Origin of the sequence: Rhodococcus sp. IEGM 1370, from assembly GCF_033142325.1 — a bacterium.
Taxonomy (GTDB): domain Bacteria; phylum Actinomycetota; class Actinomycetes; order Mycobacteriales; family Mycobacteriaceae; genus Rhodococcoides.
Genome location: NZ_JAWLRY010000036.1, coordinates 1 through 17,464, shown reverse-complemented (window position 1 = coordinate 17,464; position 17,464 = coordinate 1). Strand labels below are relative to the sequence as shown.

16 protein-coding genes are annotated in these 17,464 nt (G+C 64.6%); 9 read left to right on the top strand and 7 right to left on the bottom strand.

From position 1 onward, the window contains the following. Positions 1-119: 119 nt before the first annotated feature. Complete coding sequence (locus tag R4P47_RS24480) at positions 120-1,394, bottom strand: M18 family aminopeptidase (protein ID WP_317786014.1); 1,275 nt, start codon at positions 1,392-1,394, stop codon at positions 120-122. A gap of 58 nt (positions 1,395-1,452) precedes the next feature. On the opposite strand from R4P47_RS24480, the gene R4P47_RS24475 reads away from it, so the two are divergent. Beyond that, positions 1,453-2,349 carry a hypothetical protein gene (locus R4P47_RS24475; protein ID WP_269596747.1) on the top strand — a complete coding sequence of 299 codons (897 nt, stop codon included), beginning with the start codon at positions 1,453-1,455 and terminating at the stop codon, positions 2,347-2,349. Positions 2,350-2,473: 124 nt separating this feature from the next. On the opposite strand, the gene R4P47_RS24470 is transcribed toward R4P47_RS24475, so the two are convergent. Genes R4P47_RS24470 through purS form a run of 3 tightly spaced genes read right to left on the bottom strand, consistent with a single transcriptional unit; the run spans position 2,474 to position 3,786 of the window. Next, positions 2,474-2,824: a VOC family protein gene (locus R4P47_RS24470; protein ID WP_269596746.1), complete on the bottom strand. Its 351-nt coding sequence runs from the start codon at positions 2,822-2,824 to the stop codon at positions 2,474-2,476. Positions 2,825-2,860: 36 nt separating this feature from the next. Next, the gene (purQ, locus tag R4P47_RS24465; RefSeq protein ID WP_094639287.1) at positions 2,861-3,538 is read right to left on the bottom strand and encodes a phosphoribosylformylglycinamidine synthase subunit PurQ; all 678 of its coding nucleotides are present in this window, start codon (positions 3,536-3,538) and stop codon (positions 2,861-2,863) included. Then, positions 3,535-3,786, bottom strand: a complete 252-nt coding sequence (gene purS / locus R4P47_RS24460) for a phosphoribosylformylglycinamidine synthase subunit PurS (protein WP_032395924.1) — start codon at positions 3,784-3,786, stop codon at positions 3,535-3,537. The genes purQ and purS overlap by 4 nt, the downstream gene beginning before the upstream one ends. Positions 3,787-3,882: 96 nt before the next feature. Here purS and R4P47_RS24455 point away from each other — a divergent pair, with 96 nt between their 5' ends. Continuing rightward, positions 3,883-4,521 (top strand): MBL fold metallo-hydrolase, encoded by a 639-nt coding sequence (locus R4P47_RS24455; RefSeq protein ID WP_068049930.1) that lies wholly within the window; start codon positions 3,883-3,885, stop codon positions 4,519-4,521. On the opposite strand, the gene R4P47_RS24450 is transcribed toward R4P47_RS24455, so the two are convergent. Both R4P47_RS24450 and thiM read right to left on the bottom strand, forming a co-directional pair. Beyond that, on the bottom strand, positions 4,518-5,192 hold the full coding sequence (locus tag R4P47_RS24450) for an LppP/LprE family lipoprotein (RefSeq protein ID WP_269596745.1): 675 nt from the start codon (positions 5,190-5,192) through the stop codon (positions 4,518-4,520). The genes R4P47_RS24455 and R4P47_RS24450 overlap by 4 nt on opposite strands. Positions 5,193-5,374: 182 nt before the next feature. Beyond that, on the bottom strand, positions 5,375-6,184 hold the full coding sequence (gene thiM / locus R4P47_RS24445) for a hydroxyethylthiazole kinase (protein WP_269596744.1): 810 nt from the start codon (positions 6,182-6,184) through the stop codon (positions 5,375-5,377). Positions 6,185-6,226: 42 nt separating this feature from the next. Between thiM and R4P47_RS24440 the strand changes: the two genes are divergently transcribed. After that, on the top strand, positions 6,227-7,045 hold the full coding sequence (locus R4P47_RS24440) for a DeoR/GlpR family DNA-binding transcription regulator (protein WP_269596743.1): 819 nt from the start codon (positions 6,227-6,229) through the stop codon (positions 7,043-7,045). Here the strand turns inward: R4P47_RS24440 and R4P47_RS24435 are convergent. After that, the gene (locus R4P47_RS24435; protein WP_269596742.1) at positions 7,009-8,577 is read right to left on the bottom strand and encodes an FGGY-family carbohydrate kinase; all 1,569 of its coding nucleotides are present in this window, start codon (positions 8,575-8,577) and stop codon (positions 7,009-7,011) included. The two genes, R4P47_RS24440 and R4P47_RS24435, sit on opposite strands and share 37 nt — an antisense overlap. A gap of 406 nt (positions 8,578-8,983) precedes the next feature. On the opposite strand from R4P47_RS24435, the gene R4P47_RS24430 reads away from it, so the two are divergent. The 6 genes from R4P47_RS24430 to R4P47_RS24405 all read left to right on the top strand — a co-directional run bounded on the left by R4P47_RS24430 (position 8,984) and on the right by R4P47_RS24405 (position 17,336). Then, positions 8,984-9,943, top strand: a complete 960-nt coding sequence (locus R4P47_RS24430) for a hypothetical protein (RefSeq protein ID WP_269596741.1) — start codon at positions 8,984-8,986, stop codon at positions 9,941-9,943. Positions 9,944-10,031: 88 nt separating this feature from the next. Then, the gene (glpK, locus tag R4P47_RS24425) at positions 10,032-11,531 is read left to right on the top strand and encodes a glycerol kinase GlpK (protein ID WP_269596740.1); all 1,500 of its coding nucleotides are present in this window, start codon (positions 10,032-10,034) and stop codon (positions 11,529-11,531) included. Then, positions 11,528-12,385 (top strand): HAD-IIA family hydrolase, encoded by an 858-nt coding sequence (locus tag R4P47_RS24420; protein WP_269596738.1) that lies wholly within the window; start codon positions 11,528-11,530, stop codon positions 12,383-12,385. The genes glpK and R4P47_RS24420 overlap by 4 nt, the downstream gene beginning before the upstream one ends. Beyond that, the gene (locus tag R4P47_RS24415) at positions 12,382-13,782 is read left to right on the top strand and encodes an iron-containing alcohol dehydrogenase (RefSeq protein ID WP_269596737.1); all 1,401 of its coding nucleotides are present in this window, start codon (positions 12,382-12,384) and stop codon (positions 13,780-13,782) included. Before R4P47_RS24420 ends, R4P47_RS24415 begins: the two co-directional genes overlap by 4 nt. Positions 13,783-13,842: 60 nt before the next feature. After that, the gene (locus tag R4P47_RS24410) at positions 13,843-15,603 is read left to right on the top strand and encodes a thiamine pyrophosphate-binding protein (protein WP_317786013.1); all 1,761 of its coding nucleotides are present in this window, start codon (positions 13,843-13,845) and stop codon (positions 15,601-15,603) included. Between the two features lie 50 nt (positions 15,604-15,653). Continuing rightward, a complete protein-coding gene (locus tag R4P47_RS24405; protein ID WP_269596735.1) occupies positions 15,654-17,336 on the top strand; it encodes a glycerol-3-phosphate dehydrogenase/oxidase in 1,683 nt (560 codons plus the stop codon). The last annotated feature ends 128 nt before the right edge of the window (positions 17,337-17,464 follow it).

The following is a 17,464-nucleotide window of genomic DNA, read 5'->3' as shown; positions in this document are numbered from 1 at the left end:
CCTGTGAACTCAGCACTCAACATGCGATAACCCTCCATAGCTTCTCGAATGACTCACCAGAAGCTTGGCAAAGAGGGGCACCTGACGAATGCGCGCGCGTTTGCGACCCCCGATCGGGCTCAGGCTGGGGCCAGGAATGCCGCCAACGCGTCGGCGTAGGACTTCACGTCACTGGCTCCCATCAACTCTCGCGACGAGTGCATGGCCAGCTGCGCTGCGCCGACGTCCACCGTGGACAGGCCGGTGCGCGACGCGGTGATGGGTCCGATGGTCGAGCCGCAGGGCAGATCGGCTCGATGTACGTAGCGCTGCAAGGGAACTCCAGCCTGATCGCAGGCGAGCGCGAAGGCACCGGCACCCGCGGAATCCGTTGCGTAGCGCAGGTTCTGGTTGACCTTGAGCACCGGTCCCCCACCGAGTTCGATGCGATGCGCGGGCTCGTGCCGGTCCGGGTAGTTGGGATGCGTCGCGTGCGCCATATCGCCCGAGGCACAGATGGATCCGGCCATCGTGCGCAGGAATTCCTCACGTCCACCGCCACGTCCGAGCACGATGCGCTCGAGCACGGTGTTCAGCAGATCCGAGAACGCACCGCGGTCGGACATACTGCCGACTTCCTCGTGGTCGAACAGGGCCAGCACCGGCGTGACAGCGGTCGGATTGTCCACTGCGGCAAGCAAAGCCTGGGTCCCGGCATAGCAGGTGCCCTGATTGTCCAGACGCGGCGCGCTGACGAGTTCGGACTCGACACCCACGACGGCACTGGGCGCCAGATCGTGCGTCATCAACTCCCAACCCAGAACCGAATGCGGGTCGACGCCTTCTCGCTCGGCGACGTATGCAATGAATGATTGTGGCGAATTACCCACGCCCCAAATGGCATTGACGTGTCGCTGCGGATCGAGGGTGACGCCCTTGCGATCCTCGGAGAGGTGAATCGCGAGCTGCGGGACTCGCAGAATGGGCTCGTCGACCTTAACCAGAACCTCGCGCACCGCGTTTCCGTCGCGCACACTCAGCCGGCCGGAAATGCCCAGATCCCGATCGAGCCACGAGTTGAGCAAGGCACCGCCGTACGGTTCGAGGCCCACCATCTGCCAGCCCGCGGATTGAAGATCGGGATGTTGCTTCACGCGAAGGTTGGGACTGTCGGTGTGTCCGCCGACGATACGGAACGGACCATCACTCTCGGTACTCCAGGCGACGAGTGATCCGCCGCGGATCAGGTAGTAGCGGCCTGCTTCCGTAGGCCAGGTATCGGTCTCGTCGAGCCTTACGAATCCTGCGTCGTCGAGTTGGACGGAGACTGTCCGGCATACGTGGAACGGTGACGGAGAGACGTCGACGAAGTTGCAGAGACCGGTTGCGGAGGCGTGAGTCGACATGGGAACCATTGTGGCAGCCGCCGCGTCGAACACCTCGAGAGCACACACCGACCGGGGGGACGACTTCATGAAATTTCATTCTCTGCCTGATTACGGCGCAGTTCATGCGACCACATTCGCCATCGTGCGGATGAAGACGATCGAAGCATTTCGCAAGCGTGGGGTGGTGGTTCACCGCGAGGATGCGACGACGTTGGCGGTGGGCTCGGGCGTTCGCATGTCACTGAACAATGTGTTCGCCCGGTGCTCCGGGGTGAGTCGATCGGCGTGGGACGGCATCATCGCCGGCTATGTCGACCTCATGATCGAGATGATGCGCGAGGCGGATCCCACGTTCTTCACCGGATTGTCGGATGACGAGTTCTACTCGAGGCTGCGCGAGCGCGTCATCGCTCCGTCCGCCCTGGCGGCTATGGGTGAGTGCGAGTACGAGTATGCCGTCCCGCTACTCGACGTGCCGGGCGCACCGCGACGGGTGCTTAACCTGTCTTCTCCGAATCGCGCTGTGACACTGGCAGATCGGCATCTCGTCGGCCGAGACCTCAGCGCCGCGTGGGCCGCAGGCCGAAGGAACACCGCAGCGCTGAAATTCGAGGACGGCCGAGTTCTCAGCAGAAACAGCGTCGACATCGAGGTCCTCAGCGGTGATTCGATCTACCTCGCGTCGAAGGTCGCCGATATGACCACGCTGATCTCCGCGCACCTCGGCGAATGTCTGTACGGCGTATTGTTCGTCGTTCCCAATGCCTACGAGTTCGTTTTCCACCGGCCGCGCAACGCCGACGTGGCGCTCGCGGCAGCAGCCGAGCTCGCCGAGCTGGCAGATATGTTCAGTCGTGACACGCCGAGCCCACTGTCACGCTCGGTGTTCTTCTGGCGGGACGGCGAGTACTGCGACGTATCGGGCGGGCCCACGGGAGTTTTCGCCACTACCTTGGCTGAGCTGCCGGCGGCCGCGGCCTGACCGCGGTCACGTGCCGGTAGACCCGCTGTTCGGGCGGCGGGATCGTGGGCCGTCCCGCAGCAGCGTCGCAGAGACGTCCCAGCCGACCACGAGCGTCACCCACGCTTGGGCGGGCATCCGCTGCTCAGTGCGAACCGGACACGCAGAACGAGTTGCCGTCGGGATCGGTCAGTGTCACCCAACGAAAGTCGCCCATGGTGTGCTGCGCAATTTCGCGTGCACCCGCCTCGACGAGCCGCGTGACCTCAGCGTCGAGGTCACCGGTGGTCATGTCGAGGTGGACGCGATTCTTGCCTGGCGTCGGGTCGTCGATCTTCTGGAAGGCCATTCGATACGGTGCCGACGCGAGTTCGACGACGTAGAACCAGCCGTCGTTCTCTTCCACGATCGTTCCGTCCGCCTGCGCGGCCCACCAGCGGGCGAGCGGTCCCGGGTCGGTCGTGTCGAACGTGATCATCGCCAAGTTCAGTGTCATGGCGGCACAGTAACTGCGACCACCGACACGTTCGGGTCAGGCGTTGACGATCGTGTCCAATGCCGAGTAGAAGATGCCGAGACCGTCGTCGCTCGGACCGGTGAGCGGCTCGGTGGCGTGCTCGGGGTGCGGCATCAAACCAACGACCCTACCGTTGGCCGAGGAGATCCCGGCGATCCCACGCTGCGATCCGTTCGGGTTGCTGCCGCTGTAACGGAAGACCACCCGGCCCTCGCCCTCGAGCTCGTCGAGCACGTTCTGCGGTGCCTGGAATCGACCCTCGGCGTTCTTGACCGGAATCAGGATCTCGGCACCGGGCTCGTATCGCGACGACCACGCGGTGTCGGTGTTCTCCACTGCCAGCCACTGATCGCGGCAGACGAAGTGCAGCCCTTCGTTGCGGGTCAGCGCGCCGGGGAGCAGACCCACCTCGCAGAGCACCTGGAATCCGTTGCAGATACCGAGAACCGGCATACCGCCCTCGGCGGCCTTGACGACGGACTCCATCACGGGGGCGAAGCGAGCGATCGCTCCGGCGCGGAGGTAGTCGCCATACGAGAATCCGCCGGGGACCACGATGGCGTCGACGTTCTTCAGATCGGCGTCGGCATGCCAGAGGCTGACGGCTTCTCCGCCGGCGAGGGTGACCGCACGAGAGGCGTCGACGTCGTCGAGAGTCCCGGGGAAAGTGATGACTCCTACGCGGGCGCTCATGCGGCGGGCTCTACCGATACGCGGGTGACCGTCCAGTCCTCGATGACGGTGTTGGCCAGCAGCGATTCCGCGATCTTCTCGAGCTCGGCGTCGTCGACCGTGTCGTCGACCTCGAGTTCGAAACGCTTGCCCTGGCGGACGTCGGACACGCCGGAAATCCCGAGACGTCCGAGTGCTCCTGCGATCGCCTGACCCTGCGGATCGAGAATCTCGGCCTTGGGCATGACATCGACAACGACTCGGGCCACGAAAGCGCTCCTTGAAATACGTACGGCTGGTTACCGGCAGGTGGGAGTCTACGCAGCCCTGGCGGGAGGCGCGAAACCGCGCTTACTGTGGGGACCATGCGGCTGACACACTTCGGACATTCCTGCGTTCTCGTCGAACTCAACGGCACCACCGTGCTGTTCGATCCCGGCACGTTCTCTCACGGGTTCGAGGGCATCACCGGACTCGACGCGATCCTCGTCACCCATCAGCACCCGGATCACGTCGATCTGCAGCGACTTCCCGCTCTGGTCGAGGCGAATCCGCGTGCGGCACTGCACGCCGATCCGATGACCGCAGGCCAACTCGGCGGCCAGTGGACTCCGGCTCCCGCGGGTCAGGCCTTCACGGTCGGCGGCATCACGGTCACCGGCGTCGGCGGCACCCATGCCGTCATCCATCCCGAACTGCCGGAGATCGACAACACCGGTTACCTGCTCGGCACTCCGGAGAATCCGGGCCAGCTGTTCCACCCGGGTGACTCGCTGTTCGTCCCCGAGCAACAGGTCGAGGTTCTCGCGCTCCCCGCTGCCGCACCGTGGTCGAAGCTCTCCGAGACCGTCGAATTCCTGCGAGCAGTGAACCCCAGGATGGCATTCCCCATCCACCAAGCCATCGTCGCGGAGCAGGCCAGGGGCGTCTACTACGGCCGCTTCAAGGAAATGTCCGACGCCGAAATCCGCGAGCTTCCCGAGGAATCGTCCGTCTCGATCTAGCCGGTGACCTCGGGCGGGAGGGTGCCGATCATGGTCACCTGCGTCCCGTCCCACTGATAGTCGATCGTCACCGGTCCGCCAGTGGGGTTGGCGAACGCGTCGTCACCCACCGGCCAGCGGTACTCGACGGTCACCGTGTCTTCGGTCTGGCCCACCACCGAGGTGAACGAGGTGGGCTCGAGCGTCGCGGTTCCGAGGTAGTCGTAGTTGTGACCTGCGAAGAACAGAATGTGCGTCGGTGACGACGCGGTACCACCGGCATCGGCACGCACCCATGTGAAATCGGCGCACTGGTCGCCGATCCGGGTTGCGATCCACGGCTCGCCCGGGAAGTACTCGGGTAACGACGCCACTGCATCCACCACCCGCGTGGAGTCCAGCCCCAGGCAGATGGGGTACTCCGAACCCGGTGCATGCTGTTCGGCGTCGGGCAGGGAGTTGTTCTCGGGGAGTTCCTCGGTATTCCAGTCGATCGGACCGTCGGGCTCCACTGCCCCGGTGTCGACTGTCGGCTGGCTCGCCTCGGGCTGCGGCTGGGCGGCCTGGGGCTGGGTGCTCGCCGGGGGCGCTGTAGTCGGCGCGGTGGTGGCCGGCGCTGCGCCCGGTTCGTTCGAGTTCCCGCACGCGACGAGAGCGAACGCACTGATGATGACGAGGAGAAGTCGTTTCATGAAGACCACCTGGTTCGATTTGCCCGATGCCAGGTATGTCCGCTCGCAAACATGTTCCGTTACATCACGTTTCGATCAAGGTGCCGTTACATCCAGGCGGTCTGCAATTTTCGCGCCACTACGCGCACAATTCGCGACATTCCCGCGGATAGTGCGGCACAGTGGAGCGCGAGTTGCACACGTCAGACCGTGTCGAGCCGAACCAACTCGCGTAAGACCGACCCGTCCACCGCATCCAGGCCGTCGAGGAACGCGACGGCGAAAGATCCCGGCCGCGTAGTCGAACGGGCAGCGATCTCCGACGCGGCCGCAACATGCGCGTGCGCCGCGACGGCACCGATCAAAGCACTCGGTGACACCGCGCAGTAGGCAGCCGTCAGCGCACCGAGGGCACATCCGGTCGCGGTAACCCGCTGCAGCAGTGCACTTCCGCCGCCGACCTTCACCATGACATCCGGGCCGAGAATGTGATCGGTCTCCCCCGATGCCGCCACCACGTCGGCTCGATCCAACAATGAACTCGCCGCATCGACCGAATCCGCCACCTGCGCAGACGAATCCACTCCTCGCGATCCGCCGTCCGCACCTGCCAGCCCCATGATCTCCGACGCATTGGCGCGAATGACGCTGGGCCGGTTGGCAAGTAGCTCGACGGACACCTGGGTGCGCCACGGCAGACCACCTGCTCCCACCGGATCGAGAACCCACGGCTTCCCCGCTGCCCTCGCTGCGGCCGACGCCAGGTGAGCGCTTTCGACCTGCGCGGCTGTCGGAGTCCCGAGATTGACCAGGACCGCGTCGGCGATCCCGGCGAAGCCGGCCGCTTCCTCGGGGTTGTCCACCATCGCCGGAGCGGCCCCCGCGGCCAACAGCGCGTTCGCGACGAATTGCACCGACACGGTGTTGGTCAGACACTGGACCAGCGGATTACGTTCGCGTAGAAGTCGATGTGCGTGGGCGACGTCGTCCAGGGTCACGCTAGAAGCACTCATCGATCCGAGTCTACGACCGCGGTCGACGGATACGATGCCCTGGTGGCCACACTCCTCAAGCCCGAGCGGCACTTCCGAATCCTCGAGCTACTGCGCACGACGGGCAAGATTCTGTCTTCCGAACTCGCCGTCACGTTCGACGTCTCCGAGGACACCATTCGCCGGGATCTGGACGAGCTCGGAGCGGAAGGAAAATTGAAGCGAGTGCACGGCGGAGCGCTGGTGGTGTCCACGTTGCACCAGGACTACCGGGATCGGCGAGGCCAGGAGGCGTCGGCCAAGTCGCTCGTCGCCCGTGCTGCCGCAAGCCTGCTGCAGGACGGCCAGGTGATTCTCATCGACGGCGGTACGACGGCGATCGAGGTGACGAAACAGCTCGACCCCCAACTTCGCGCGACGTTCGTCACGCACAGCCCGTCGACCGCGGTGAACCTCGCGGAGCATCCCCACTGCGAGGTCGTCGTGGTCGGGGGTCGCCTCCTGAAGAACGCCATGGTGACGGTGGGCGCGCAGACTCTCAAGACGTACGAGTCGATCAATGCCGATGTCGCGATCCTCGGCATTCTGGGCATCAACGTCGACTCCGGTATCACTCACTTCGAGTACGAGGAAGCGCAGATCAAACGGGCGATGATCGAGGGGGCCCACCGCTCGATCGTCCTGTGCACCAGCGACAAGCTGGGCTATTCCGGCGCATTCCAGGTCGCCCCGCTCGCGGCGATCACCACGCTTGCGGTCGAGCCCGGCCTCGATCCCGCACTTCTGCGGCAGTATCGCGACAGCGGCGTCGAGTGCATCTCCGTCGACGACATCGAACAGGGCGGTCAGGCATCCGCGCCGACGACCGACCGATCGCAATAGCGAACGTCGACCGAATACCCTCTGCTCCAGACCGCAGCCAGTGCCGTGGTCGTTGCGCGATGGCGCTCGTATCGAACAGCCATCACCGCCACCTTCTGCGGATCGGGTTCGTAGGATCGCAGCATAGGCGTGAATGCCGATGCAGCGGAGGCGAATTCCAGAAACAGTCCGATTCCCACCGCAGCTGTGATCGCGGCACCACGGACCCCGATTTCCCCTCGGTCGGCGACGTCCACGCGCAGGCCGAGAGCGTCGGCGAATATCTGCGGCCAGATCGGGCTGAGCGAGGCACCCCCCGACATCCGGACGACGCCCGGCCGAGCTGCGTCCTCGCCCTCGAGGAGCGACTCGATATCCGCTCTGTGCGCGTAGGCGATTCCCTCGTACACAGCCAGCGCCGCCTCGTCGAACCCGTCCTCGGCGACAGCCCCGAGCAGACCGGCCGGCGCGCCCCCGGGTCCACCGAACAGATACGGGAAGAACATCATGTCGCCCAATCGATCTCGGGCATACGCGCGAGTCACGGCCTCGTCGCACATCCGATAGAGCTCTCCCCCTCGGCTCCTGGCGTCGTCGGCCGGTCCGCCGAACAGCGAGCGACAACACCATTCGAGGTTGCTCGCCGACGTGATCCCGCCTTCGCTCGCGAGATACACCTCCCCCGTGACGTACCGACACTGGAGCAACGGGGGCCTGCTGGCTCTGGGGCGTCGATGGAGCGTTTGGTCGATTCCGAATGTTCCTGCGACAACGGACATGTGCCTCCTGTCGAGCACTCGTGAGGCGACCGCGCACGCGGCGACGTCGACCACTCCCCGAACCACAGGGGTGCCCACCGCGAATCCGGTCAGTTCGGCGGCCACGGCGGTGACCACGCCGACCTTCTCTGCGCCCGGCCCGATACTCGGCAACACGGCGCGCCACTGCGAGAGTCCGAGCAAGTCGAGTGCGTCCTCCGACCATGAATTTCGCTCGATGTCGCACAAGCCGGTCAGCCCGGCATCGGTGTGATCGGTGGACATGTCCCCGCACAATCGAGACCTGATGTAGTCCTTGCAGGCAAGGACGCGATGCACCCTGGGCAGCATCGACGGCTCGTGCTCGTCGAACCATCTCAACAACACCGCGGTCTGTCCGCTCCACCCTCGTTGCGACACCATGTGCGCAACCCGTGCCGCCGTGACCTCGTCCAGTGCTGATGCTGGTTCGAGTTCGGTCCTGACATCTGTCGAGAGGATGCCGTTCCCGAGCGCCGCGCCGTGCTCGTCGACCAGCCACAACCCGCTGCCGTAGCCGGTGACCGATATCGCGGCGATGTCGCGCGGACCGATGCCCGACGAGCGAAGCAGGGCCTGCGCCGCGGAGCACACGGCACCGAACAGTGCATCGGGATCTTGTTCACGCCTGCCGCCGCTGGACGTCGAGTGCGGGCTTCGTTCCTTCGATGCGGCCAATTCGTGCCCGTTCGCGTCGAACAGCCCCGCTTTGACGAAGGTTCCGCCGGCGTCGATACCGACGATGTATTGCTCCATGACCACCATCCCGGCTGCGGATTAATGCAGCTCTTGCGATCCCGTGCGTAGGGCTACCGCCTCAGGACTAGATGACAAGGATCACATAGTTTCACCAAGTTGCCTAGTGAAATGGGGTTTGAAGTCGCAGATATTACCGCCCGGTAGATGTTGACTGCCACTCCACCGTGAGTTAACTTCGTCACTAAGCCGCACAAACCGGCATAAACACGAAGTCAGTTCCTCTCAACCCGGCGCCGCTCGAACACGAGCTCCCTCGGTCACCGTCCCCGCCTGGTGCGGCCGATGGCTTTCGAAGAGGTTTCGCCCCGCATTCCCACCCGTCATCTCGGGCCAGGAGTGGACGGGCTCCACCACGAGGACCCGTGAACGGGCACCTCACCGTCTCGAACAAAGGACTCTTGCCGTGGATCTTCAACTGGTCGCGTACATCGCCGCATTCGGCGGTGGGTTGGTCGGCGCTGCCCTCGGCGGACTGTTCGTCTTCAGTCTCTGCGGCATCTTCTGCATCGTCGGCGTGGTGGCTGCGCTGGCCGGTTCCGACTACGACTTCCTGGGGCAGTTGGCATTCGGGCCCTTTCTCGGCCCCCAGGTGGCGTTCGTCGGGGCGGTTGCGGCGGCCGCATACGCCAAACGCACCGGCAAGCTGGACGACGGCAAGAACATTCTCTCGCCGCTGGTCGGCCTCGGTAGCAGCAGCGTGCTGCTCGTCGGCGGCGCATTCGGAGTTCTCGGATTTGCGCTCGAAAAAGCGCTCAAATCCGCCGTGAGCATCGACTCGACGATTACCTCGGCGGTGGTGCTCACCGATACTGTCGCCCTCACGGTCGTGATTCTTGCTGCGGCAACGCGCCTTTCGTTCGGACGCACCGGACTGGTGGCATCGAACCGAGGTGGCCCGGGCGCACAGATCGCCACCCGGTGGCACCCGACTGCGACGCAGGCCTGGCTACCGTTCCAATCTCACCGGCTGCAGGTTGCCACCGTCGCTGTCGGCTTCGGACTGGCCGCGGGCTGGCTGATCGTCAGCCTTCCGGAGTCGGCCCGAGCATTGGGCCCCATCCTGCTCTTCGGATTCAGTGCCACGACACTCCTGCTGCTGCAGATCGGCCTGTCCGGTCCGGTATCGCATCACATCACGTTGCCCGCCGGCTTGGCCGCCGTCGCCGTTCTCTCCGCAGGTGCGCCCAGCACGATCGCACTGCTGGCGGCTGTCGGAGTGGGATTGTTCAGCGCTTTTCTCGCAGAGCTCAGCTCCCGCATCTTCCACACGCTCGGAGACAGCCACTTCGACCCTCCGGCGTGCGCCATCGCCGTCACGACATCGCTGATCGTCGGCACCCAACTGATATTCGGACAAATCTGAACCGGCCCGTCGACCCCACAGCGGTAACTCGATCTCACCCGAAACACCAACCCCATCTCGCCACGACACGACGGAAAGAGCGTCAGCCATGACTCAGTACATTCTCGGAATCGACGAAGGCACCACCAGCGCAAGAACTCTCATCTTCGACGAGAAGTGCGAGGTCCGCGCGGTAGCGCAACGCGAAATCACTCAGATCTATCCGAACTCGGGATGGATCGAACACGATCCTCTCGAAATCCTCACCGCACAGCTGGAAACGATGCGCGAGGCACTGCGGAGCGCCGATCTCGAACCGACCGACATCACCGCGATCGCACTGACGAACCAACGGGAAACGGCCGTGGTGTGGGACAAGGAGACCGGGCGACCGATCCACAACGCGGTGGTCTGGGCATCGCGTCAGAGCAACGGCGTGATCGAGCGATGGCGGGAACGCGGACTCGACTCCGTGATTCGTGAGCGCACCGGCCTGAACTCGGATGCTTACTACTCCGCGTCCAAGATCGCCTGGATTCTCGAGACCGTGCCGGGAGCGCACGAGCGGGCCGAGAAGGGGGAACTGTTGGCGGGCACCATCGACACCTGGCTGATCTGGAACCTCACCGGACGGTGCGCCCACGTCACCGACTACTCCAACGCCTCGCGAACGATGATGTTCAACATCCACACCCGTGAATGGGATCAGGATCTGCTCGACGCCTACGGCATTCCGCGCTGCATGCTCGCGAAGGTCGTCTCCTCGGACACGATCGTCGGCGACGCCGGTGCCACGTTCGGGGCACCGATTCCCATCGCGTCCAACATGGGCGACCAGCAAGCCGGGCTCTTCGGGCAGGTCTGCTTCCGAGCCGGTCGGGCCAAGATGACGTACGGAACAGCAGGGGTGCTGACGATCAACTGCGGCGACACCCCGCAGATGGTCGAGGGCGCAACGACATCCGTCGCCTGGGGTGTCGGCGACGATGTCCGCTACGAGAACGAGGGCGTGCTGTTCAGCATGGGCAAGACCATGCAGTGGCTGCGCGACGACATGAAACTCATTCACGGAGCTGCGGATTGCGAATGGTACGGAGGCCAGGTGGCCAGCACCGACGGTGTCTACCTGGTTCCCGCCTTCACCGGACTCGCCGCACCGACCTGGGATCCCTACGCCCGTGCCTGCATCGTCGGAATGAGTAGCTCCACCAACAGATTGCACATCATCCGCGCAGCCGTCGAATCCATGGTCTTCCAAACCCGCGATGTCGTGGATGCGATCACCGCGAACGGTCAGGTCACGTTGCCCGAGCTGCGGGTCGACGGCGGCGCGGTGAACAACAACATGCTCTGCCAACTCCAGGCCGATATCCTCGGCATCCCCGTGATCCGGCCCGCCATCACCGAAGCCACGGCGCTGGGGGCGACGCTGATGGCCGGATTGAGCACCGGGGTATGGGAATCCCTCGACGAGATCGAGGCACTGTGGTCGGTGGACCGCACCTTCGAGCCCAAGATGGACCGCACCAAAGCCGAGGAGATGTACGCGGGCTGGATCGAGGCAGTCGAACTCTCCAAGGGTTGGGCCCGCAAGGTGACGACCCGATGACGCCGACTTCGACACTCACACAGTCGATTCTGCACAGACCGACGCAGCTGTTCGAGTCCTACGTCTTCGACCTCGACGGCACGCTCTATCTCGGCGACGAACTGCTGCCCGGTGCAGCGCACCTGATCGAAGCGCTCCGCGACCATGGTCGTCGAGTCGTGTTCTGCAGCAACAACCCCACCCGTGCGCCACAGCAATACGCCGACAAGCTCACATCGCTCGGCATACCGGCGCAGGTGTCCGACGTGATCACCACGTCGATGACGACGGTGCGGTGGTTGGCCGAGAATGCCTCGAAAGGCAAGATCTTCGTCATCGGTGAACAGCCGCTGAAGGACTCGATCTCGGCGGCCGGCCTCGAACTGAGCGAGGATCCACGGGAGATCGACGTCGTGGTCGCGAGCTACGACCGCGGATTCGACTACCGCAAACTCAAGATCGCCTTCGAGGCACTCTCCGTCTACCGTCGCGCGATTCTCGTCTCCTCCAACCCTGACCGGTTCTGTCCTCTCCCAGGAGGATTCGGCGATCCGGACGCGGCGGCCGTCACGGCAGCCATCGAGGCGAGCGCAGGAGTGGTCGCCGTTGCGCAGATGGGCAAACCCAGCTCGTTCATGTTCGAGACCATCAGCGCGCTCACCGGGATCGACCCGGCCACCACGCTCGTCGTCGGCGACCGGCTCACCACCGACATCGCCATGGGGGTGAACGCCGGCACCTCGACGGCTCTCGTACTCACCGGCGAATCGACTCTCGACGATGTCGACCGAGCAGAGCCGGACGGTCGGCCCACGTACATCGTCGAATCGGTCGATGATCTGCTGCCTGTTCGATCGGCTCGGAGCGCAGGATGAGCCGGCCGCAGACCGTCGGCGCGACGACGGACACAGCGCGTTATCTCGCGCAGATCGGCATCGACCACGCCGCGTCGACGCTCCGCACGCTCGTCAGTGCTCCGGGGGCGTTGGCGGAGTTGAACTCTGTTCTGGCAGAACTCGATGCATCGGGTACGGCGGTGATCCTGCACGACGGCACACCGATCTCGGTGGGTTCACGCGACGTCCTCGCCGAGATCGAGAGCACTGTTTCCCGACACTTCACGGCCGAGGTGTCGGTCCCGAACCACCGGCACGGGACGGTGGTTCTCGACGAAACAACGGTGGACGGTTCCACCGCCGCCAGCGCGGGGTGTGCGGTCATCGTGGCCGTCGGCGGTGGCACCATCGTGGACCTCGGCAAGGTGCTCTCCCATCGGCATGGCGTTCCCCTCGTGGTGATCCAGACATGTGCATCGGTCAACGGTTTCTCCGATCCACTGTCGGTGCTGGTCCGCAGCGGCACCAAGACCACGGTTCCCACCGCCTGGCCCGTCGCGTTGATCATCGACCACGACGTGGTCGCCCACGCACCGGCCGCGCTGACCAGAGCGGGATTCGGAGATGCAGCCGCGATCTGGTGCGCGCCTGCCGACTGGTATCTGGCGTGCACTCTGGGCATGGACACCGAGTTCGACTCCGACGTTCTCGCCGTCATCGGTGCAGCGGCGGAGCGGCTTCGAGATGCACCGTCGCTGACGGAGCTGGATCTCGATGCCCTCCTCGATACCCTCACCTATGGGGGGCTCGGCATCGGCGTCACCGGTACGACGGCCGTGGTGTCGGGCTGCGAGCACCTGATCAGCCACCTGATCGACATGGCGGCAGTGGCCCGAGGTACCGACCACGACCTGCACGGCGCTCAGGTGGGTGTTGCCGCGGTGATATCAGCGGCGTTGTGGGAGAGTGCAATCGAATCCTTCGATGCTCTCGCCATCGACGTCGACGACGCGGTCGCACCGATTCCGGACCTCGAGTCCTCGGTCATCGGGGCATGGGAATCGATCGATCCCTCCGGCAGGGTCGGAGAGGCCTGTGCCCGCAATGTGGCGACCAAGATGGCCAGATGGTCGAGCGCGCGTAGTGAGCTCGAAGATTTCGTGGCGAACTGGGCTGATCACCGCCGCGCGTTGGTTGCCCTTCTTCGACCCGCAGCGGACATCGCTGCCGATCTGGCCGCCATCGGCGCACCGACCAGGTTCTCGCAGCTGACACCGCCAGTCGACCGCGAGACTGTTCGGTGGATCATGCGCACACTTCCGCTCATGCGAGATCGGTTCACGCTGTGCGACGCGCTGCTCGTATCCGGCCGCTGGACAGACGAATTCATCGACCGCGTACTCGACCGGGCCGCCGAGTCCGGCGGCGGACTCTAACCGAAGACCATTCCCTCTACGCACCAACAACTCTCGACCCGACAACAAGGAGCGTGTCTCATGCCACACGGTGGCGATCTCGTCGCAGAAATTCTGCGCAAGCACGGAGTGACACAGGTGTTCGGACAGCCCGGCGGCCAGACGGCTGCGTTCTACCAGGGTCTCTCGAACAGGAAAGACATGTCCCATCTCGGCTGCCGTGACGAGCGATCCGCGGCCTACGCCGCCGACGCCTATGCACGAGTGAGCGGTAAGCCGGGAATCGTCGACGTGACCGTCGGCCCCGGCACGACCAAGCTTCCCGACGGACTCATCGAGAGCATGAACGCCTCGGTGCCCATCGTTGCCATCGTCGGCGAACTCCCACGGTCCTGGGTTCCGCTGCGCGACGGTGGCGTCGGTTCCCAGGGATTCGATCAGATGCCGTTCCTGCAGACCATGACCAAGCAGTCCTGGCTGGCACCGGACCTGGAGACGGTCCCCGATCTGGTGCGAGCGGCGTTCCGCACTGCCACCACCGGCAAGCCCTGCCCGACGGCCGTGGTGATTCCACACGATGTGCTGGACGAGGAGTGGGAAGAAACCGATCTCCAGGTAGAGGAAAGATTCAACTCCGCACCTGCGTACCGAAGCAGGCCCTCCGACGACGAACTGCGCACCGCCGCAGCGTTGATCGCCAAGGCCGAGCGTCCGTACATCATCGCCGGCGGCGGCGTTCTGGGTTCGGGAGCAACCGCGGAGCTCGCCGAGTTCGCCACTCGCGTCGGTGCCGCAGTGGGCACCAGCTTCACCGGCAAGGGCTCGGTCACCGAGACCGAAAGCTACTCGGTGGGCGTACTGAACCCTCTCGGATCACAGGCCGCGCGTGAGCTGGCCGGCGAGGCCGATCTCATCATCTGGTTGGGATCCAAAGTGGGACAGAACACGTCGCTGAACTGGGCCCTGCCCCGTCCGGAGCAGATGACCATTCAGGTCGACGTCGACGGCAGTCAGCTCGGCCGAACCTTCGGTCCTTCGTCCGGACTGCTGGGCGATGTCAAGGCCACCCTTGAAGCGCTCGTCCCACTGGTGGAAGCCAAGTCGGTTCCGGAGTGGCAGAAGCGAATTGCGGAGTCGAAGATCGCCGCATGGGCATCGACCGAACCACTGAGACTGAGTGAGGCGAGCCCGGTCATGCCGCCGAGGGCCATGACCGAACTGGCCAAGCATCTGCGGCCCCACGACATCGTCGTCTCCGACGCCAGCTTCAGCGCCGGTTGGATATCGAACTATCTGAAGAACCCGGTGCCGGGACGCAACTTCCTGTTCGCACGCGGACAGGGCGGGCTCGGTTACTCGACCCCGGCGTCGATGGGTGCCGCGAAAGCCCGCCCCGAAGCGCGCATCGTCACCGTCTCGGGCGACGGCGGATTCAGTTACTCGGTAGGCGAATTGGCCACCCAGGCCGCCCACGGCATGAACATCGTGCACGTCGTCCTCAACAACGGAACCTGGGGATGGCTCCGCATGTGGGAGCACCTGCACTACGAGGGCCTGCGCTACTCCGTGGACCTGGAGAGCGAGAAGGCCAGCACCTCGTACGCCGCGGCGGCGGCAGGTCTGGGAATGCAGGGAATTCTGGTCACCTCGGCCGACGAGCTGGCCAACGCATTCGACAAGGCCTTCAGCACCGAAGGACCCACCGTCGTCGAGATCAGAATCGATCCCGACGCGACGCCGATCGACAGCTACACCCGCCGATTGGCGTCGGGCAAATTCTATCCACGCCCGGGAACGGTCTACCAGGCTCGCCCATGGCAGCAGTCTGCGGGCCGAAAGTAACTGCACAGCAACAGGTCCACAGCCCGAGCGGAACGACGAGAAGGACAGACATGAGTAACACCACACGACTGGATCTCGACGAGGTGGCCGCGCACGAGTACGACCTCGTCGTGATCGGTGCGGGCATCAACGGGGCGGCGATCGCCCGCGAGGCCGCACTGCAGGGCACCCGAACCCTCCTGATCGACAAGGGAGATTTCGGGGGCGGCACGTCCAGTTGGTCGAGCAGGTTGATGCACGGCGGACTTCGCTACCTCGAATTCATGGAGTTCGCATTGGTGCACGAGTCACTGCGCGACCGGGAAGCACTGTTCGACATTGCTTCTCATCTGGTCAAGCCGTTGCCGTTCGTCGTTCCGCTCTACGGCCACAACCACAAACCGGGTTGGATGATGCGGGTGGGCATGGCGATGTACGACGCCTTGTCCTGGAACAAGTCGGTGCCTCGACACCGCAGATTGAACAAGAAAGCCATGGCCGTCGAACTCGGCGGTCTGGACACCTCGTCACTCGCAGGTGGTCTGCACTACTACGACGGCCAGGTCGAGTTCGCCGAGCGATTGGTCGTCGAGAATGTGCTCGACGCGGCGCGGCACGGCGCGACAGTGCGCAACCACACCCAGGCAATTGCGTTGACCACGACGGGATCCACGGTCACCGGAGTCGAACTCCTCGACGTCTCGACCGGACGATCCGCCGTGGTTCGGGCCACGGTCGTCGTCAACGCAGCCGGGCCGTGGGTCGATGACGTGCTGGTCGGTTCGGCACCCTCGATGCCTCGATTGATCGGTGGTACCAAGGGAACTCACGCCGTCGTCGGGCCGTTTCCCGGCGCTCCGACGTGCGCGGTGTACTACGAGGCCCGCTCGGACAACCGCGCCGTGCTCGTCATTCCGTGGCGCGGGCACTTCCTCATCGGAACCACCGACGACCGCTTCGACGGCGACCTGGACACCGTGGCGGCAACGCAGGACGAGATCGACTACATCCTGGCCGAGACCAACGAGCTGATCCCCGGTGCCGGATTGACGCGCGAGTCGGTGGTGATGACGTACGCGGGTGTTCGGCCCCTCCCCTTCCAAGCCGATGGGGACACTCGGGCGATCTCCCGCAGCCACGACATCGTCGATCACGACGAGCTGGAGGGGCTGATCTCGGTCGTCGGCGGCAAGCTGACGCCACACCTGTCGCTGGCCGAGGAGACGCTGACGATGGTCTACCGGAAGATGAAGCGCCCGAAGCCGACGTTCTGTGCACGCACCACTCCACTTCCCGGCGCAGGCCCTGATCCTGCTCGCGGATTACGCTCGGCTGCAGACGATCTGGGTCTATCCGAACATCTCGTCGACCGATTGGTGGCCGTGTACGGCAGCCGCGTGGACGAACTGCTCGAGTTGACGCGCACCGAACCGGAACTGGCAGAGGTGGTCGGACACGGTCGCGGCGCGTTCCTGGCCGCCGAAGTGATGCTGGCAATCCGAGAGGAATACGCAGTCACCCTGGCCGACATCCTGCATCGGCGCATCATGATCGGCATCGAACCCGGCGCCCAGGACGGTGCCGCAGAGGCCGTGGGACGAATCCTCGAACAGCACGCGGGATGGTCCACCGACCACGTCGCGCGGGATCTTCGAGAAAATCAGGAGTACGTCAAACGCTTGACCTCCTGCACGCGCCACACCGTTGCGTCGAAACTCGAGAAGGTGGCGTCGTATTCGACGACCAGCAGCTGACCAACCCTCCCGCGGGGCCCCACCCCCACCCCGTTCGCGTCAATGGACCACTGCATTGCACTGGTCCCCGTGGGTTGGACCGGTTAATGGAAATCCTAGGCCGCGAGGGCCTGGGCTCGGTATCGCAC

What these genes read in the sequence shown, in the direction of transcription:
- R4P47_RS24480 (WP_317786014.1), bottom strand. Translation starts at nt 1,394, where the DNA reads ATGGTTCCCATGTCGACTCACGCCTCCGCAACCGGTCTCTGCAACTTC.
- R4P47_RS24475 (WP_269596747.1), top strand. Translation starts at nt 1,453, where the DNA reads ATGAAATTTCATTCTCTGCCTGATTACGGCGCAGTTCATGCGACCACA.
- R4P47_RS24470 (WP_269596746.1), bottom strand. Translation starts at nt 2,824, where the DNA reads ATGACACTGAACTTGGCGATGATCACGTTCGACACGACCGACCCGGGA.
- purQ (WP_094639287.1), bottom strand. Translation starts at nt 3,538, where the DNA reads ATGAGCGCCCGCGTAGGAGTCATCACTTTCCCCGGGACTCTCGACGAC.
- R4P47_RS24455 (WP_068049930.1), top strand. Translation starts at nt 3,883, where the DNA reads ATGCGGCTGACACACTTCGGACATTCCTGCGTTCTCGTCGAACTCAAC.
- R4P47_RS24450 (WP_269596745.1), bottom strand. Translation starts at nt 5,192, where the DNA reads ATGAAACGACTTCTCCTCGTCATCATCAGTGCGTTCGCTCTCGTCGCG.
- thiM (WP_269596744.1), bottom strand. Translation starts at nt 6,184, where the DNA reads ATGAGTGCTTCTAGCGTGACCCTGGACGACGTCGCCCACGCACATCGA.
- R4P47_RS24435 (WP_269596742.1), bottom strand. Translation starts at nt 8,577, where the DNA reads ATGGAGCAATACATCGTCGGTATCGACGCCGGCGGAACCTTCGTCAAA.
- glpK (WP_269596740.1), top strand. Translation starts at nt 10,032, where the DNA reads ATGACTCAGTACATTCTCGGAATCGACGAAGGCACCACCAGCGCAAGA.
- R4P47_RS24420 (WP_269596738.1), top strand. Translation starts at nt 11,528, where the DNA reads ATGACGCCGACTTCGACACTCACACAGTCGATTCTGCACAGACCGACG.
- R4P47_RS24415 (WP_269596737.1), top strand. Translation starts at nt 12,382, where the DNA reads ATGAGCCGGCCGCAGACCGTCGGCGCGACGACGGACACAGCGCGTTAT.
- R4P47_RS24410 (WP_317786013.1), top strand. Translation starts at nt 13,843, where the DNA reads ATGCCACACGGTGGCGATCTCGTCGCAGAAATTCTGCGCAAGCACGGA.
- R4P47_RS24405 (WP_269596735.1), top strand. Translation starts at nt 15,654, where the DNA reads ATGAGTAACACCACACGACTGGATCTCGACGAGGTGGCCGCGCACGAG.